Annotated in this window: 14 protein-coding genes; 9 read left to right on the top strand and 5 right to left on the bottom strand. The window is 63.2% G+C overall.

Features of this window, described 5'->3' with window-relative positions:
* Window position 1: 1 nt before the first annotated feature.
* Together FJ936_RS14085 and FJ936_RS14090 are read left to right on the top strand one after the other, a co-directional pair.
* Window positions 2-1,369, top strand: coding sequence for a hypothetical protein (locus tag FJ936_RS14085; RefSeq protein ID WP_246680467.1), 1,368 nt, complete (start codon window positions 2-4; stop codon window positions 1,367-1,369).
* Between the two features lie 177 nt (window positions 1,370-1,546).
* The gene (locus FJ936_RS14090; protein ID WP_015317657.1) at window positions 1,547-2,920 is read left to right on the top strand and encodes a glutamate--tRNA ligase; all 1,374 of its coding nucleotides are present in this window, start codon (window positions 1,547-1,549) and stop codon (window positions 2,918-2,920) included.
* On the opposite strand, the gene FJ936_RS14095 is transcribed toward FJ936_RS14090, so the two are convergent.
* From FJ936_RS14095 to FJ936_RS14110, 4 genes are all read right to left on the bottom strand, one after another.
* Window positions 2,838-4,037, bottom strand: a complete 1,200-nt coding sequence (locus tag FJ936_RS14095) for a DUF2865 domain-containing protein (protein WP_140793171.1) — start codon at window positions 4,035-4,037, stop codon at window positions 2,838-2,840. The genes FJ936_RS14090 and FJ936_RS14095 overlap by 83 nt on opposite strands.
* A gap of 143 nt (window positions 4,038-4,180) precedes the next feature.
* On the bottom strand, window positions 4,181-4,858 hold the full coding sequence (locus tag FJ936_RS14100) for an outer membrane protein (RefSeq protein WP_140793173.1): 678 nt from the start codon (window positions 4,856-4,858) through the stop codon (window positions 4,181-4,183).
* Between the two features lie 193 nt (window positions 4,859-5,051).
* Window positions 5,052-7,376 carry an NADP-dependent malic enzyme gene (locus FJ936_RS14105; RefSeq protein ID WP_140616250.1) on the bottom strand — a complete coding sequence of 775 codons (2,325 nt, stop codon included), beginning with the start codon at window positions 7,374-7,376 and terminating at the stop codon, window positions 5,052-5,054.
* A 175-nt stretch (window positions 7,377-7,551) separates the two neighbouring features.
* On the bottom strand, window positions 7,552-8,331 hold the full coding sequence (locus FJ936_RS14110; RefSeq protein ID WP_141906687.1) for an SDR family oxidoreductase: 780 nt from the start codon (window positions 8,329-8,331) through the stop codon (window positions 7,552-7,554).
* A gap of 120 nt (window positions 8,332-8,451) precedes the next feature.
* Between FJ936_RS14110 and FJ936_RS14115 the strand changes: the two genes are divergently transcribed.
* Together FJ936_RS14115 and FJ936_RS14120 are read left to right on the top strand one after the other, a co-directional pair.
* The gene (locus FJ936_RS14115) at window positions 8,452-9,267 is read left to right on the top strand and encodes a UDP-2,3-diacylglucosamine diphosphatase (protein WP_140616254.1); all 816 of its coding nucleotides are present in this window, start codon (window positions 8,452-8,454) and stop codon (window positions 9,265-9,267) included.
* 130 nt (window positions 9,268-9,397) lie between these two features.
* Window positions 9,398-10,612, top strand: a complete 1,215-nt coding sequence (locus tag FJ936_RS14120) for an MFS transporter (protein ID WP_140793509.1) — start codon at window positions 9,398-9,400, stop codon at window positions 10,610-10,612.
* Here the strand turns inward: FJ936_RS14120 and dgcA are convergent.
* Window positions 10,583-11,566 carry an N-acetyl-D-Glu racemase DgcA gene (dgcA, locus tag FJ936_RS14125; protein WP_140664281.1) on the bottom strand — a complete coding sequence of 328 codons (984 nt, stop codon included), beginning with the start codon at window positions 11,564-11,566 and terminating at the stop codon, window positions 10,583-10,585. The two genes, FJ936_RS14120 and dgcA, sit on opposite strands and share 30 nt — an antisense overlap.
* A gap of 77 nt (window positions 11,567-11,643) precedes the next feature.
* On the opposite strand from dgcA, the gene FJ936_RS14130 reads away from it, so the two are divergent.
* The 5 genes from FJ936_RS14130 to FJ936_RS14150 all read left to right on the top strand — a co-directional run bounded on the left by FJ936_RS14130 (window position 11,644) and on the right by FJ936_RS14150 (window position 16,105).
* On the top strand, window positions 11,644-12,831 hold the full coding sequence (locus FJ936_RS14130; RefSeq protein ID WP_015317665.1) for an ABC transporter permease: 1,188 nt from the start codon (window positions 11,644-11,646) through the stop codon (window positions 12,829-12,831).
* Window positions 12,832-12,835: 4 nt separating this feature from the next.
* On the top strand, window positions 12,836-13,645 hold the full coding sequence (locus FJ936_RS14135) for an ABC transporter ATP-binding protein (protein ID WP_140793511.1): 810 nt from the start codon (window positions 12,836-12,838) through the stop codon (window positions 13,643-13,645).
* A gap of 14 nt (window positions 13,646-13,659) precedes the next feature.
* Entirely contained in the window at window positions 13,660-15,033 is a 1,374-nt protein-coding gene (locus FJ936_RS14140) for an MlaD family protein (protein WP_015317667.1), read from the top strand.
* A 109-nt stretch (window positions 15,034-15,142) separates the two neighbouring features.
* Complete coding sequence (locus FJ936_RS14145) at window positions 15,143-15,721, top strand: ABC-type transport auxiliary lipoprotein family protein (protein WP_181171514.1); 579 nt, start codon at window positions 15,143-15,145, stop codon at window positions 15,719-15,721.
* Between the two features lie 54 nt (window positions 15,722-15,775).
* The gene (locus tag FJ936_RS14150; RefSeq protein WP_140716830.1) at window positions 15,776-16,105 is read left to right on the top strand and encodes a hypothetical protein; all 330 of its coding nucleotides are present in this window, start codon (window positions 15,776-15,778) and stop codon (window positions 16,103-16,105) included.
* Window positions 16,106-16,126: the final 21 nt, after the last annotated feature.

Here is a 16,126-nt window from a genome sequence, read left to right on the forward strand (position 1 = left end):
GGTGGCCTCCGGCTCCTGCCGGGGGCCACCTCTATCGGTTGCCATAAGCCGGCGAGCCATATGGCGCTCGCAATCGCAGCGCGAAGCCAAAGTCCCGAGTGCGGGACGTCTGTTTACGTTACCGGCCGAGATTCGTTGTTTCCACTTTTGGTTGCTGTACTCTGTAAAAGCAACCTGTTCGGTGTTTACGATGCATCTCGTTTCCGCAAATGCCGGCGCGCAAAAGGTGACGGCCCCGTCGGTGCTGGACTCCCAGCACGGCTCGGTTCGGCCACTCGCCGCCGAAGATCTCGAGCGCGTCGCGGCACTCTTCCTGACGAAGTTTCGCCGCCGCCGGCGTCACCTCCTCGATCGCGCTATCGAGGAGACGGCCGAATACATGAGAAAGATCTATCTTGACCCCGCCGGCCAGCCCGGTGCGAGCGCTCTTGTCCAGATCAACCGGCAGGGGGATCTGGGCGGGTTCCTCGGCGTCCTGAAAGCCCGTTACGAGTTCAACGGCGCTGGATTGAATGCGGCGATCATCGGTCCGTTCATGGCCGACACTGGCGCCGACGATGGCTCGGCAGGACCGCAATTGCTGCGCGCCTTGCACCAAGGCGAATTCGATCTGCAACTGACGGATTCGGCCAACCGGGTCTCCCTGGCCTTCGCGCGACCGATGAAATACCAGCTCCTGCCGGTCCATTGCCTGGGATGGACCTGCATCTTCCGGCCAGCCGCGATGGCCGCCGCCGCGCTGCACCGTAAATGGCCCGGCCTGCCTCGCTTGGCACTCGATCCCTGTGCGAGAGCATTCGACGCTGTCGCGAAGCGAAGGTTCGGATCGCCTTTCCAGGCTTCATCGTCGCATCGGGTCCATGCCGAGCCGATCAATGCCGCGCAGTTTGCCGAGCGGCTGCCGACCCTTCTCTCCGATTACGCTCTTCGGCCGAGTTGGAAGGACGGCGAACTGCCGCGGCTGCTCGCGCTGGCGGCCGAGAAGCGGGCCGACGGACCACTTCATTTCGGCGGGACTTACGATGAGACAGGCAAAATGCTCGGTTGCTATGCCTTTTACGGCCGGGTCGGAGACATGGCGGTCCTGCTGCAAATCCAGGCTTCCGGACACCACTGGGGCGCGACGCTGGACGGCCTCGTCGCGGCAGCGCGGGATATGGGCTGCGCAGGCATCACCGGGCAGACCCAGGACAAGTTCATGCCTCACCTTTTCGGCTACAGGAATGTCTTCTTCCGCTATGCCGGCGGGACGATGGTTCGCTCGCGAATCGCCGAGGTCACGCAAGCGGTCCGTTCCGGCGACATCGCTATCGGCGGCTTGATGGGCGACCGCTGGACCCGCCTGAGTTCAGACGACTTCGGCCGCTGATCGTCGTCAACCACCTGTTCGTCGGCTCCGCTGGCCGCTTGCCCTCTCACGGCGGGGTCTTGCGCCAGCTGAGGCGTGCCGGCCCGGTCTTTTCATTCCAGCCGCCATGTTCTATGTCTGCGGCACGGCGCGGGGGCGCATCTTGTCAATCATAAAGGCATCCGGTACGCCCCGCTCATGACAGTTACCGTTCGTTTCGCCCCGTCACCGACCGGCCGCATCCATATCGGCAATGCGCGCACCGCTCTGTTCAACTGGCTGTTTGCCCTCAACAACAAGGGCCGCTTCATCCAGCGCTTCGACGACACCGACATTGCCCGCTCGAAGCAGGAATTCGCCGACGCCATCCTTTACGACCTGCACTGGCTGGGCATTTTCCCGGATGCCACCGAGTATCAGTCGCGGCGCTTCGAAATCTATGACGCGGCGGTGGAGCGGCTGAAGGCGGCGGGCGTTCTTTACGCCTGCTACGAAACGCCGGAAGAACTCGATCTCAGGCGCAAGGTGCGCCGCACGCGGGGCCTGCCGCCGGTCTATGGCCGCGAGGCATTGGCGCTGACGACAGAGCAGGTGGCCGAATATCAGGCCGATGGACGCCGGCCCCACTGGCGTTTCCTGCTGCCCAATTTCTCCGGCGATCCGCTGCAGCCGGAGCGCACCGAGATCCGCTGGGACGATTTGGTGCGTGGCGAGGAGATGGTGGATCTGGCCTCGCTGTCCGATCCGGTGCTGGTGCGTGAGGACGGCACCTATCTCTACACGCTGCCCTCCGTCGTCGACGACATGGAGATGGGTGTCAGCCATGTCATCCGCGGCGACGATCATGTCACGAACACCGGCGTGCAAATCGCCCTGTTCAAGGCGCTGGGTGCCGAGCCGCCCGTCTTCGGCCACCACAATCTCCTGACCACCGTCTCGGGCGAGGGGCTGTCGAAGCGCACCGGCGCACTTTCCATCGAGAGCCTGCGTGAAGACGGCATCGAGCCGATGGCCGTCGCTTCGCTGGCCGTACTGGTCGGCACGTCGGAGAATGTCGCGGCCGCGCATGACCTGACCGAACTCGCCGGCCATTTCGACCCGGCCGCGACCTCGAAATCGTCCTCCAAGTTCGATCCGGCCGAATTGTTCGTGCTCAACCGGGTGCTGCTGCATCACATGCCGTTCGACGAGGCGCGGGACCGGCTGATGGTGCTGGGCATTTCCGGCGAACAGGCCGAACCATTCTGGCTGGCGGTGCGCGGCAATCTCGACCGACTGGCCGATGCGGTTGCCTGGTGGCGCGTCCTGCGCGAAGGGCCGCGGGAGAAGCCCGACTTTTCCGACGACGACCGCGATTTTCTGCACCAGGCGCTCGATCTCCTGCCTGAGGAGCCGTGGAACGGGACGGTCTGGAAGGATTGGACCGGCAAGATCAGGGAAGCGACCGGCCGCAAGGGCAAGGCGCTGTTCATGCCGCTCAGGCTTGCCCTTACTGGACTGCCTTCGGGGCCGGAGCTTGCAGATCTATTGCCCCTGATGGGTCGGGAAGGAACGTTGGCCCGACGACCCTGACCTTGCGCTGGTCCGGAGGCACGGCAGAAACCGGCGATGTCACAGGCTTGGCCGAGAGGCGCTTGATGGCCTCACGGTCGAGCCCGCCGTCCCTGTTGGCCAGGGTCTCCGGGTCGGCACCCGGATCGGGCTTTAAGGCCGGCACCGGAACGAGCGGTGCCGCTTCCGGTTCGGGCTGTGACTGTTGGGGGCTTGGCGAGTTGCCGCCAATGATCTGGAAATTCTGCGCGGCGTTGCAGCCGCACGCGGGCGGCCGCGACATGTCGGGCTGCTTGTAGAGATAGGCGGTCGGCAATTCGCCGTAGGGCCTGCCGGTGACCGATGACATCATCGATGCCGAATCGTCGTCCATGCCGCGCGAATAGAAGACCTGCATCTCGGTGCCGGGGCAGGCCGATTCGCAATTCTTCTGGTCGCGCTCGAAATCGCCGGCCGAGGCGGCATTCGACATGGGGAAGAAATAGCCGTCGCAAGTGCGCACGCAACTGGTGTGGAACTCGCCGCCGCTGCTCGCAACGTCCGGACTGCCGGGCTGGTTCAGGACGCGGCCGACATCGCGTTCCTCCCCGGAATCGTCAGGCTGGTCCAATGTATCGATCTGGCGGTCGTCGCCGCCGAAAAGCTGGTCGAAGAGATTGGCATTGCCTCCATCTTCACGATTCGCTTCCAGCGGAGGCTCGCGGCGCGGCGCAACCGCATCGTCACGACAGTCATTGGCATCGAGCGCCGCCAGGATACGGCCCCGGTCGCGGCGTGAACTGCCGCCGGCGAGTTGGGCGCGCTTGGCTTGCAGACTGTCGAGATTGGCGCTCATGCGCTCGATGGTGGCGTTCAGCCCGGCACACTGGTTGATGTTGCGGGAAAACAGTGAAAACCCGCAACCGGCGCCGCTCGCCTGACCGCGAGCTTTCGAGATCTGTTGGCGCTGCCTCTCGATCGCGGCATCGTATTTCCGGACCAATGTCGGACCGCCGCCGCCACGCGAAGCCGCGGCGAGCTCGGCCTCCAGTCGACGGCAGACCCGCGAAGCGGCCTGCGGCTCGCTGACCACGGCGCCGGACAGCAGAAGGCCAAGCAGCACGGCAGCATGCGCCTGCTTCAAACCTCCGCTCGCCATCCGCCTCGATCCCGCTTGCCTGTGGTCGCCAAGGCTACCCCGTTCGCGGTTAAGCGTCTATTTCGGAAGTTGCTTAGTTGCCGGCTGAAAAAAGCCGCGCGCATTCGGTGTGCCCATCAGTCCGGCAATGGCCGGGTGGGCCATCAGAACTTGTAGTTCATCCCGATCCTGACGGTACTGAACGTGTTGTCGAAAGTCGTATTGGAGTTGGGCGCGTAGTTGATCGTCTGATCCCGCAGGTCGACATATCGGTATTCGGCATTTGCCGACCAATGATCGGTGATTGCCTGCTCCAGCCCGGCGCCAATCGTCCAGCCAATTTTGGTGTTCTTTTCGGAATAGCTGTCGGCGGGGCCATCGAGATACCGGTTCTCGACACCTCCTATAGCGAGGCCGCCGGTCCCGTAGACAAGGGTGCTGCCGAACGCATAGCCTGCCCTGGCGCTGATCGATCCGAACCAATCCACCTTGGTGTCGTAGACATCGCCTCCGCCGACATTGACCTCGTCGGAATGCCCCTTGATATCGGCGCCCGAAATATCGGCCTCGATCCCCAGAACCGCGGAATGGACCTGGTAATTGTAGCCGATCTGGACACCGCCCAGAAAGCCGTCGATGTCGTAGTCCTGCGTGCCGCGGATCGCTGGCGTATTTGGCAGGTTGTAGGTCGCGTCGGTTTTGCCGAAACCATAGCCGAGATGCCCGCCGACATAGACGCCGGACCAGTCATGCGCGGCCGGGCCCAGCCCGATGGCGTCGGCGGCGAACGCCTGTCCGCCAATCACAGTCAGCATTGCCGAAGCGAGCAACAGGGCTCTCATGACATTTTCACCGCCCGATCAGACGGTGTGACCATATCAAATTGACCCGGTCCGAGAAATCCGCATTCGTCCGATGCCGGATTACTCGGTTAAGAGTTGTCGGTTCGCAACACTCGATCCCGCCAATGCGGTCCGTGGCGCGTCGCCACCACACCTCAATCGGGGCCGGATCAATCCGATCGCGACCGCCGGTTCAGTCCAGATTGGCGATCGCCTGGGCCTTATGCGCGGCTTCGACCACCGCCAGCGCCGTCATGTTGACCACACCGCGCGAGGTCACCGAGGGAGTCAATATGTGCGCCGGCTTGTCGGTGCCGAGCAGGATGGGGCCGACATGCAAGGCATCCATCATGGCCCGCAGCGCCGTCAGCGTGATGTTGGCCGAATCGAGGTTCGGGAACACCAGGAGATTGGCTTCGCCCTTCAGGCGCGAATGCGGATAGACGCGCTGGCGCAGATGCTCCGACAAAGCGGAATCGGCGTGCATTTCGCCGTCGCATTGCAGCTCCGGCGCGATGCGCGCCAGGATCGCCGCGGCCTGACGCATCTTCAGGGCGCTCGGCGAATCGCGCGAGCCGAAATCCGAATGCGACAAGAGCGCCGCCTTCGGCTCGATGCCGAAACGCTGGATTTCTTCCGCCGCCAGCACGGTCATCTCGGCGATCTCGTCGGCCGTCGGGTCGACGGAGACGTGGGTGTCGGTGAGGAAGATGATGCCGCGTTGCGAGATCAGCATGGATAGCGTCGACAGGTCTCGGTCCTTGATGCCGGTGCGCGGCCCAATGATCAGCGTCACATTGCGCAGATGCCGCTCGAAACGGCCTTCGAGGCCGCAGACCATGGCGTCGGCATCGCCGCGCTTCAGCGCAAGTGCGGCGATCACCGTGTTGTCGGTGCGCACCATGGTGCGTGCGGCCTCCGTCGTCACGCCGCGGCGGCCGGCGAGTTCGATCAGGAGGTCGACATAGTGGCGGTAGCGCGGATCGTCCTCCGGGTTGATCAGGCCGAAATCGACCCCGGGCTTGATACGCAGGCCATAGCGCTTCAGCCTGACCTCGATGACGTGCGGGCGGCCGATCAGGATCGGCTCCGCGATGCCTTCCTCAAGCACAACCTGGGCGGCACGCAGTACGCGCTCGTCCTCGCCGTCGGCGTAGATGACGCGCTTGGCGCTGGAGGCCTTGGCGGAAGAGAACACCGGCTTCATCACCAGGCCGGAGCGGAAGACGAAGCGGTTGAGCTTGTCGATATAGGCGGCGAAGTCGGTGATCGGCCGTGTTGCCACACCGGTGTCGCAGGCTGCCTTGGCCACCGCCGGCGCAATGCGCAGGATGAGGCGCGGATCGAAGGGCGAGGGGATCAGGAATTCGGGGCCAAAGACCGGCGTCTCGCTGGAATAGGCGCGCGCGGCGACATCGGAAGGCTCTTCGCGGGCAAGGGCGGCGATGGCCCGCACCGCCGCCATCTTCATCTCCTCGTTGATGGCGCTGGCGCCGCAGTCGAGCGCACCCCTGAAGATGTAGGGGAAGCAAAGCACATTGTTGACCTGATTGGGAAAATCGGACCGTCCGGTGCAGATCATAGCGTCCGGACGGGCCGCGCGCGCCACTTCCGGCATGATCTCCGGATTGGGATTGGCCAGCGCCAGGATCAGCGGCTTCGGTGCCATGTGTTGCAGCAGTTCCGGCTTCAGCACGCCGGCGGCGGAGAGACCGAGGAAAACATCGGCGCCCGGGATGACATCGGCCAGCGTGCGCGCGTCGGTGTCCTTCACATAAGGGTCTTTCCAACGATCCATCTCGTCGACACGGCCCTTGTAAGCGACGCCGAACCGGTCGGTGACCCAGATGTTCTCGATGCGCACGCCGAGGGAAACGAGAAGATTGAGACAGGCAAGGGCGGCAGCACCCGCGCCGGAGGTGACGACCTTGATGTCCGAGACGGTCTTGCCGGCGAATTCCAGTCCGTTGAGCACGGCGGCAGCGACGATGATGGCGGTGCCATGCTGGTCGTCGTGGAACACCGGTATGCTCATGCGAGCCTTCAGGCGTTCCTCGACCTCGAAACACTCCGGCGCCTTGATGTCCTCGAGGTTGATGCCGCCGAAGGTCGGCTCCAGAGCGGCGACGGTTTCGACCATGCGCTCGATTTCCGGCGCGTCGATCTCGATGTCGAAGACGTCGATGCCGGCGAACTTCTTGAACAGGACCGCCTTGCCCTCCATCACCGGCTTGGAGGCGAGCGGCCCGATATTGCCGAGGCCGAGCACGGCCGAGCCGTTTGATACGACACCGACCAGGTTGGCGCGCGCCGTGTAGTCGGCGGCCGTCGCCGGATTGTCGCGGATTTCGAGGCAAGGGGCGGCGACGCCGGGCGAATAAGCGAGCGCCAGGTCGCGCTGGTTGCCGAGCGGCTTGGTCGCCTGGATCTCGAGCTTTCCCGGCGTCGGGTGCTTGTGGAAATAGAGCGCGGCTTCGTCGAGGTCCGAACGTGCCGTTTTCTTGTTCTCGCCTTCCATGCGGCCGCTCCTCGAAACCTGCTTCGGGAGTCCTTTTAGCATGAGGCCAAGGTTTTTCGCGACGCTAATTGACGCGCCGGCAGCTTTAAGCGCCAGCGCGTCGAAGATCTCTAGATGTCAGGCACTTACGGCTGTTGCATGCCGGATGTTTCCCGGCGCTTTGCCGACGTCCTGGTCAGAAAGCACTGACATAGAGACCGCCATCGACGGGTATATTCTGCCCGGTCAGATAGCCGGCATGGACCGAGCAGAGGAAGGCGCAGATCTGGCCGAATTCCTCCGGCGTGCCGAGCCGTTTGGCCGGCACGTCGGCACTGATGCGGCTCTTGCGCGCCGCGGCCGCCTTGGGATCCTCCGGCGTGCCAGCCTCATGCGGGCCGCGCAGTCGGTCGGTGTCGAGCTTGCCGGGCAAGAGACTGTTGATGGTCACGTTGCGCTCGATCACCGTGCGCGCCACCCCGGCGAGAAACGAGGTCAGGCCGGCGCGCGCGCCCGATGACAGGTCGAGGCCGGGTATGGGGACATAAACCGATAGCGAGGTGATGTTGACGATGCGGCCGAAGCCGCGCGCAGCCATGCCGTCAATGACCGCCTGCACCAGTTCGATCGGCGTCACCATGTTCTGGGTCACGCCTTCAAGGATTTTTCCGCGATCGAGTTCGCGGAAATCGCGCAATGGCGGTCCGCCATTGTTGTTGACGAGGATGTCGGGTTCCGGACAGGCGGCGAGCAGCGCTTTCTGTATCTCCGGCTTAGAAACGTCGCCGACCACTTCCGTCACCGTCACGCCATGGCGCTGGCGCAGTTCCGCGGCGGTTTTCGCGACCAGCTCCGCATTGCGCCCATTGACGACGATGTCGCAGCCCGCCTCGGCCAGCGCCATGGCGCAGCCACGGCCAAGCCCCTTGCTCGAAGCGCAGACGATGGCCTTCTTTCCGCGGATACCGAGATCCATGACGATTTTCTCCTTTGATTTGCCCGGCAGGCTAGCGCCAGCGCTGGACCAATCGCAACCGTCATACGGTTGTTGCATGAATCGGGGCATAGGCTGCTCGAAAGCAAGGGTGAATCCGCGATGTCAGGCCAAGAGCCCCGCACTTTCCGCAGCATGTTCATTTCCGATGTCCATCTGGGCTCGAAGGCGGCGAAGGCCGATTTCCTGATCGACTTCCTGCGCTACCACGATGCCGACATCATCTATCTGGTCGGCGATATCGTCGACGGCTGGCGCCTGAGGCGCAGCTGGCATTGGCCGCAAAGCCACAATGACGTCGTGCAGAAACTGCTGCGCAAGGCGCGCAAAGGCGCCTCGATCACCTATATCGCCGGCAATCACGACGAATTCGCCCGCCAGTTCCAGGGCGTGCATTTCGGCGGCATCGTCGTTGCCGACCGCGCCATCCATGAAACCGCCGATGGCCGGCGGCTGCTGGTCATCCATGGCGACCAGTTCGACACCGTAGTCCACAACCAGCGCTGGCTCGCTTATCTCGGCGACCATGCCTATGACGCCGCCATGCAAGTCAACCGGGTGATCACGCGGTTGCGCCAGCTGCTCGGCCTGCCTTACTGGTCGTTTTCGTCCTGGGCCAAGGTCAAGGTCAAGAAGGCGGTGAACTTCATCGGCTCGTTCCAGACAGTGCTCAGCGAGGAAGCGCGACGCTCGCATGTCGACGGCGTCATCTGCGGGCATATCCACCATGCCGCCATCGAAAGCTATGGGGACGTACAATATATCAACACCGGCGACTGGGTGGAGAGCTGCACCGCCGTGGTCGAGCATTTCGACGGCCGCATGGAAATCCTGACCTGGGCGCATGTATTGCCTGAAGCGCTTGACGAGCCCTTCATCCCGCTGCTGATCGAGGACAGGGTGGTGCAGGCGGCCTGAGGCGGAAGCGGGCCCTGCAATTTCTGGTGTTAATCGACTGGTCCAGCCGGTTTCGTCCGGTTTTTCCTCATGTTAAGGATCGGCTTGCGCTGCTCGCCGGTCGTTGAGCGCAGCGTCATTGGATCGATTCATGCCGCTGCCACCGCTTTTGCCCGAACAACTCGTGAAGCCGAGCCGTTTTGAACTGCGCATGAGCCTGATCTTCGGCACGTTGTTCATATCGCTTGGCACCCATTTGCCCTATTTCCCGCTTTGGTTGCAGGCCAAGGGGTTTCATGCCGAGCAGATCGCCGTCATTCTGGCGGCGCCGATGTTCCTGCGCGTCGTAACGACGCCGCTGCTGACCACACTTGCCGATCGAGCCAGGGACCGCGCCGATGTCTATGTCGTGCTCGTCGCCGCATCGCTGCTGCTGTCCGCGGGATACTTCCTGACCCCGACATACGCGACGGTGCTGGCGGTATCGCTGGTGCTGACCATCGTCTGGACGCCACATTCGCCGATCGCCGATTCGCTGGCGCTCTCGGGCGTGCGCCGCTTCGGGGCCAATTATGCGAGCATGCGCAAATGGGGGTCGATCTGTTATCTCCTGGCCAATGTCGCCGGCGGTTTCATCCTGGCGGCCAGTGGCCCTGGAGCCGTCCCGGTGATCATATTCCTTGCCCTTGGCGCGGCACTCATCGCAGGCCTGCTGGCACCGCGCATGGGACGGCCGCGAAAGGCCTCGCCGCTGTCGGCAGTGGAAATCCAGCATGCGGCGCCAAGCCTGTTCAACGCTTATTTCCTCTCCTTCACCCTTGGCGTCGGCATCATTACAGCCAGCCACGCCTTCCTCTACGGTTTCGTTTCCATCTATTGGAAATCGATCGGCATCAGCGATTCCGTTGTCGGCCTGCTGTGGGCGTGGGGCGTGGTGTCGGAAGTCTGCATGTTTTTGTTTTTCAATCGCATTTTCGCCTCCGTGTCTGTCGTCAAGGTGATGGTGATTGCCGGCGTCGGCTCCGTTGTGCGCTGGATCATCTTTCCACTGATATGGCCGCTCGGCCTCGGCATCGCCGGCTTCTTTGCCGTGCAGTCGCTGCATTCGGTGTCTGTCGCAATGGTGCTGATCGGCCTGCAGAAAATGATCGGCGAGACCGTCTCCGAAGAGCGCACGGGTGCCGCGCAAGGCATCGCCTATTTCTTCAACGGCTTCTTCATGGCCGCCGTTACGCTTGTTTCCGGCCCGCTCTATGACCGTCTCGGTGTCGATGGATTCCTGGCGATGATCCCGATCGCGATCGTCGGCCTTATGCTGATCGGGTTTGCCGCGCGCTCAGCCCCACAGAGCCCGGTCCGGGGGTGAGACGAGCGATCCCTGGTAAACGAGACCCGGCACACGATCCCGGGCAAGCAGCAGCGGGCCGTCGAGGTCGACGAAATCCGCTCCTTGCGCGAGCAGCACCGCCGGCGCCATTGCCAGCGACGTGCCGACCATGCAGCCGACCATGATGCCAAAACCCAGCTCACGGGCGCGGTCGCGCAAGGTGAGCGCCGCCGTCAGTCCGCCGGACTTGTCGAGCTTGATGTTGACGGCGTCGTAGAGGCCGACAAGCGCCTCGAGGTTCCCTGCTTCATGGACGCTCTCGTCAGCGCAGATCGGCACCGGATGGGCTATGTGGCGCAGGATGCCGTCACGGCCCGCCGGCAGCGGCTGCTCGATCAAGGCGATATCTTGCTTCGCGGCAAAAGCGAGATTCGCGACGATGTTGTCGTCGGTCCAGCCTTCATTCGCGTCGAGGATCAATCGGCTCCCGGGCGCCGCCTGCCTCACCGCCTGGATGCGGGCGGCGTCGTTGTCGCCGCCGATCTTGACCTTCAGCAGCGGCCTGCCGGCATTGGCGCGGGCCTGCGCCGCCATCGCCTCCGGTTCGCCGAGCGACAGCGTGTAGGCGGTTTCGAGCTGATGCAAAGGGGCCGGCCAGATTGCGTTCGCCACCGGATTGCCGCTGATCTTGGCTTCAAGGTCCCACAAGGCACAGTCTACGGCGTTACGCGCCGCTCCGGCAGGCATTGCGTCGAGCAGGGCGGCACGGTCCATCCCGCCGGCGATCCGGTCGCGCATCGCCGCGATCGCGCCGCTCACACCGTCCATGGTCTCGCCATAGCGCTTGTAGGGAACGCATTCGCCGCGACCGACATGACCGTTGTCGCTGATCGTGCAGGTGATGACCTCGGCCTCAGTCTTGGAGCCGCGCGAAATGGTGAAGGTCCCGGCGATCGGAAAACGTTCGGCCTCGACCGAAATGACACGCGCCATATTTTTCTGCTCCGGCTATGCGAGAAGGGTTGTCGGCAAATCGACAAGGTCGGACCCATCAGGCTAAACAGGACGCTATGTTGACCATCGGCAAACGCGACGCAAGCGGCACGACCGCCTCGGGGGCTGACCACGACCCGCGCGTCGCGGTCGGCGAGGAGGATGGGGTCCTCGGCTGTGCGTTCTCCGGGATCTGGACGACGCGGACGGTGGCGCTGATCGACGCCGAGATGCGCAAGATCGAGAAACGAAGCGGTTTCAAGATGTTGGCGCTCGATCTTTCGAAAATCGAGAAGATCGACACCGCCGGCGCCTGGCTGATCGACCGCTTGGTCAGCGTCTTCGAGAAGAAGAATGTCGAGGTAAGGCTGCAAGGCCAAAGTGACGTCGCTTCCATCCTGCTCGAAGCAGTGAGCGAGGCCGTCCGGCGCGAACCCGAAGCCGGACCGGCGGGACCACCCAACATTGTCATTCGGGCACTGGAGGCGGTGGGCCGGCGGGTCTACGAGATGCGCGACGATTTCCTCGCCTCGATGAACATATTGGGCGCCACCATCCGCGGCGCGCAGATGAAGCTCGGCCGTGGCCACGCCGTGAATCCGGCGGCGATCTTCAACCAGATCGATCGCATGGGCGTCGGCGCTATCCCCGTGGTGGTGCTGATGTCGGCGATCGTCGGCGCCATCGTCGCCCAGCAGGGTGCCTATCAGCTCAGCTATTTCGGCGCCGACATCTTCGTCGTCGACCTGGTCGGCGTGCTGATCCTGCGCGAACTCGGCGTGCTGATGACGGCAATCATGATCGCCGGCCGCTCCGGCAGCGCGATCACCGCCGAAATCGGCTCGATGAAGATGCGCGAGGAGGTCGACGCGCTGAAGGTCATCGGCCTCAATCCGATCGGCGTCCTGGTCTTTCCACGTCTGGTTGCCCTTGTGATCGCCTTGCCCTGCCTGACGATCATCGCCAATTTCGCCGCGCTCGGCGGCGGCATTGTCGCGGCCTGGCTCTACTCCGATATCCCCCCCGCTGCCTTCATCGACCGGTTGCGTGTCGCAATCGATCTCAGCACGATTTTCGCCGGGCTGATCAAGGCGCCGTTCATGGCCATGATCATCGGCACGATCGCTTCAGTCGAGGGCATGAAGGTCGGCGGCAGTGCCGAATCGCTCGGGCAGCACGTGACCGCTTCGGTGGTGAAGTCGATCTTCGTCGTCATCATTCTCGACGGACTTTTCGCCATGTTCTACGCAGCGATCCAGTTCTAGTAACATGGCAAAGGGAAACGGAATCACGACTGAGGCGCCGGACGAGAGCAAAATCGTGCTTTCGGTGCACGACGTCACCGTTGCCATCGACGACAAGCTGATCCTCGACAAACTGTCGCTCGACATCAAGCGCGGCGAGATACTGGGGTTCGTCGGTGCCTCGGGCGCCGGCAAGTCCGTGCTGTTGCGAACGATTCTCGGACTGATGCCCAAGCAGTCGGGAACAATCAAACTGTTTGGCGTCGACGTCGACAAGGCAAGCGATCTCGAGCGGCTGCGCATCGACATGCGTCTTGGCGTTCTGTTCCAGCATGGGGCGCTGTTTTCGGCGCTGACCGTGATGGAGAACGTGCAGGTGCCGATGCGCGAATATCTCGATCTGCCAAGAAAGCTGATGGACGAGTTGGCACTGCTGAAAATCGAGCTGGTCGGACTGCCGCCGGATGCGGCGCAGAAGTTTCCCTCCGAACTCTCCGGCGGCATGATCAAGCGTGCGGCACTTGCCCGCGCCCTGGCGCTCGATCCCGACATCGTTTTTCTCGACGAGCCGACGTCAGGTCTCGATCCGATCAGCGCGGCCGAGTTCGACGAACTGGTCGTCAAGCTGCGCGACACCATGGATCTGACCGTCTACATGGTGACCCACGACCTCGACACGCTGTTTACCGCCTGCGACCACGTGGCGGTGCTCGGCAAGAAAAAGGTGCTGGTCGAAGGCACGATCGACGACATGCTGAAGAGCGAGGAGCCGTGGGTCAAATCCTATTTCCGCGGAAAACGCGCACGGCAACTTGATCTTGCCGCACGTGCATAGCCATAAGTGAAGCAATGGAAACCAGAGCCAACTACGTCATTGTCGGCATTTTCACGCTGGTTGCGATCCTGGCGGCGTTCGCCTTCGTCTACTGGACGGCGGCGATCGGCGACAGGGGCGAGACGACGCTGCTGCGGGTGCGCATTCCGGGCTCGGCCTCTGGTCTCGGCCGCGGCAGCTTCGTGCTGTTCAACGGCGTCAAGGTCGGCGACGTCAAGCGCGTCTATATCGACGTCGACAATCCGACTGTCGCCATCGCCGACACCGAGATCGACCGGATGACGCCGATCACCAAGTCGACGCAGGCCGATATCGGCCTCGCCGGCCTCACCGGGCAGGCCAATATCGAACTCAAGGGCGCCGACCCCAAGGAAGTCAAGCTGCTCGACCAGGCCGAGAAGGAAGGCAAGGTCGCCGAGATCGTCGCCAATCCTTCTGCCGTGACCAATCTGCTGCAGACGGCGCAAAACATCTTCACCCGTGCCGACAAGGTGCTGACGGAGCTGGAAGGCTTCACCAAGGATGTGCGGGGGCCGCTGACGCAGACCGTCCAAAACGTCCAGACGTTTTCCGATGCATTGGCCAGGAATTCCGACGGGATCGACAAATTCCTGTCCGCCGTCAGCGCGCTGTCCGATGAGCTGAAAGGCGTTTCAGGCAAGCTCGACGGCACGTTGAAGGCAGCGGAAGGCCTGCTCAATGCCGTCGACAAGGACAAGATCAAGAGCATCGTTGCCAATGTCGATGCGGTAACGGGGAACCTCAAGGAAACCTCGCAGCAGCTGGACGGTGTGATCAGGAACGTCGATACGGCGGTGGGATCGGTCAACGATTTCGCCAAGCAGACGCAAGGCACGCTGGCCAAGGTCGACGGCGTGCTCGACGGCATCGATCCGGCGCAGGTGCGCCAAGCGCTCGCCAACATCCAGAAGGCCAGCGACAGCGCCAACAAGGCGGCTGCCGATATCGCGGAGGTGACCGGCAAGATCGCCAATCGGGCTGACGACATCGACCAGACGATCAAGGACGCCAGGCAGCTGGCGCAACGGCTCAACGACGCCTCTGTGCGGGTCGACGGCATTCTCGCCAAGGTCGACAAGCTGCTCGGCTCGGGCCAGGCCGACGGCGTGATGGCCGACGCCAGGGATACGCTGAAATCGTTCAAGCAGGTCGCCGATACGCTGAATGCCCGGCTTGGGGTCATCACTGACAATCTGGCGCGCTTCTCGGGCCAGGGACTGCAGAATGTCGAGGCGCTGGTGCAGGATAGCCGCCGCTCGATCAACCGCATCGAGGAGGCGGTGACCGATCTCAGCCGCAATCCGCAGCGCATCCTTTCGGGCGGCGACGGCGAGGTTCGGCAGTTCGACGGCAGGGCGCGGCGTTGACTTCGGCATCGGCCCGCCGCAAGAACAGTGCTCGTGAATGCGGGTTGATCTTGCGATCAGGGGATAACGGGGATCACGCGTGAGATTGAGTAGGCTTGGAACGGGCGGGTTGAAATCGGCTGCGGCGCTGCTTGTCCTGGCGGTTGCCGGCTGCGCGGCGCTCGGCGGCAAGCCGGCACCGCTCGACACGTTCGAACTGTCGGCGCCGTCGGTCGACGCGCATGGCCACAGCCGCAAGCAAATCCTGATCGCCCAGCCTTCGGCGCTGAAGGCACTGGACAGCCAGAACATCGTCATCAAACCCTCCGACGGCTCGATCCAATATCTGAAGGGCGCGCAATGGGCCGACCGCCTGCCGCTGATCGTGCAGGCGCGGCTGGCCGAAACGTTCCAGCGCTCGGGCAGCTTTGCCGGCGTCGGCAAGCCGGGCGAGGGGCTGGCGATCGACTATCAGGTGATCGTCGAGGTTCGCTCCTTCGAAGTGCGCGTCAATGGCGGCGAACATGCCGAGGTCAACCTGTTCGTGCGCTTGCTCAACGACCGCAACGGGGAAGTGAAGGCTTCCAAGAGCTTCACCGCATCGGCACCCGTTTCGGGCAGCGGCAACCCGGCCTATGTCGGCGCGCTCGACACTGCCTTCGGCGATGCGGCCAAGCAGGTCGTTCGCTGGACCGATTCGGTAATCTGAGCGCCAGGCGCGACGCCCTAGAACAAGCCGCCGCTGTTCTGAGGAGTTTATGGCATGGCTGCTGTCGATTTTGTCCGAAGACTGTTCCTGGTAGACGGTAGGGAGGTACCGTGCTGTTTCTTCCGGCCAGAACCCGAGCAGGGTGGCGACTTCCAATGCCGATATGAAATAGGGTGGACGGAAGGTCTGCGCTCCCGGAAAGCCTACGGGATTGATGAGGTGCAGGCGCTGTTGCTCGCGATGCAAATGGCGCATGCCGAACTGTTGTCAGCTCGCGAAAACGGACGCCAAGTTTCGTGGCTCGACCAGCGAGGCCTTGGATTGCCCTTAGCCAATTTAACCCGTGATTCGCATCCCGAAGCGGCTTCCGAACACGGCCGTTGATCGCGGGCTCTCACTACCGCC

The organism is Mesorhizobium sp. B2-4-13 (genome assembly GCF_006658535.1).
Lineage (GTDB): Bacteria > Pseudomonadota > Alphaproteobacteria > Rhizobiales > Rhizobiaceae > Mesorhizobium > Mesorhizobium australicum.

What these genes read in the sequence shown, in the direction of transcription:
- FJ936_RS14130 (WP_015317665.1), top strand. Translation starts at nt 11,644, where the DNA reads ATGTTGACCATCGGCAAACGCGACGCAAGCGGCACGACCGCCTCGGGG.
- FJ936_RS14105 (WP_140616250.1), bottom strand. Translation starts at nt 7,376, where the DNA reads ATGGAAGGCGAGAACAAGAAAACGGCACGTTCGGACCTCGACGAAGCC.
- FJ936_RS14120 (WP_140793509.1), top strand. Translation starts at nt 9,398, where the DNA reads ATGCCGCTGCCACCGCTTTTGCCCGAACAACTCGTGAAGCCGAGCCGT.
- dgcA (WP_140664281.1), bottom strand. Translation starts at nt 11,566, where the DNA reads ATGGCGCGTGTCATTTCGGTCGAGGCCGAACGTTTTCCGATCGCCGGG.
- FJ936_RS14135 (WP_140793511.1), top strand. Translation starts at nt 12,836, where the DNA reads ATGGCAAAGGGAAACGGAATCACGACTGAGGCGCCGGACGAGAGCAAA.
- FJ936_RS14150 (WP_140716830.1), top strand. Translation starts at nt 15,776, where the DNA reads ATGGCTGCTGTCGATTTTGTCCGAAGACTGTTCCTGGTAGACGGTAGG.
- FJ936_RS14115 (WP_140616254.1), top strand. Translation starts at nt 8,452, where the DNA reads ATGTCAGGCCAAGAGCCCCGCACTTTCCGCAGCATGTTCATTTCCGAT.
- FJ936_RS14100 (WP_140793173.1), bottom strand. Translation starts at nt 4,858, where the DNA reads ATGAGAGCCCTGTTGCTCGCTTCGGCAATGCTGACTGTGATTGGCGGA.
- FJ936_RS14095 (WP_140793171.1), bottom strand. Translation starts at nt 4,037, where the DNA reads ATGGCGAGCGGAGGTTTGAAGCAGGCGCATGCTGCCGTGCTGCTTGGC.
- FJ936_RS14110 (WP_141906687.1), bottom strand. Translation starts at nt 8,331, where the DNA reads ATGGATCTCGGTATCCGCGGAAAGAAGGCCATCGTCTGCGCTTCGAGC.
- FJ936_RS14140 (WP_015317667.1), top strand. Translation starts at nt 13,660, where the DNA reads ATGGAAACCAGAGCCAACTACGTCATTGTCGGCATTTTCACGCTGGTT.
- FJ936_RS14090 (WP_015317657.1), top strand. Translation starts at nt 1,547, where the DNA reads ATGACAGTTACCGTTCGTTTCGCCCCGTCACCGACCGGCCGCATCCAT.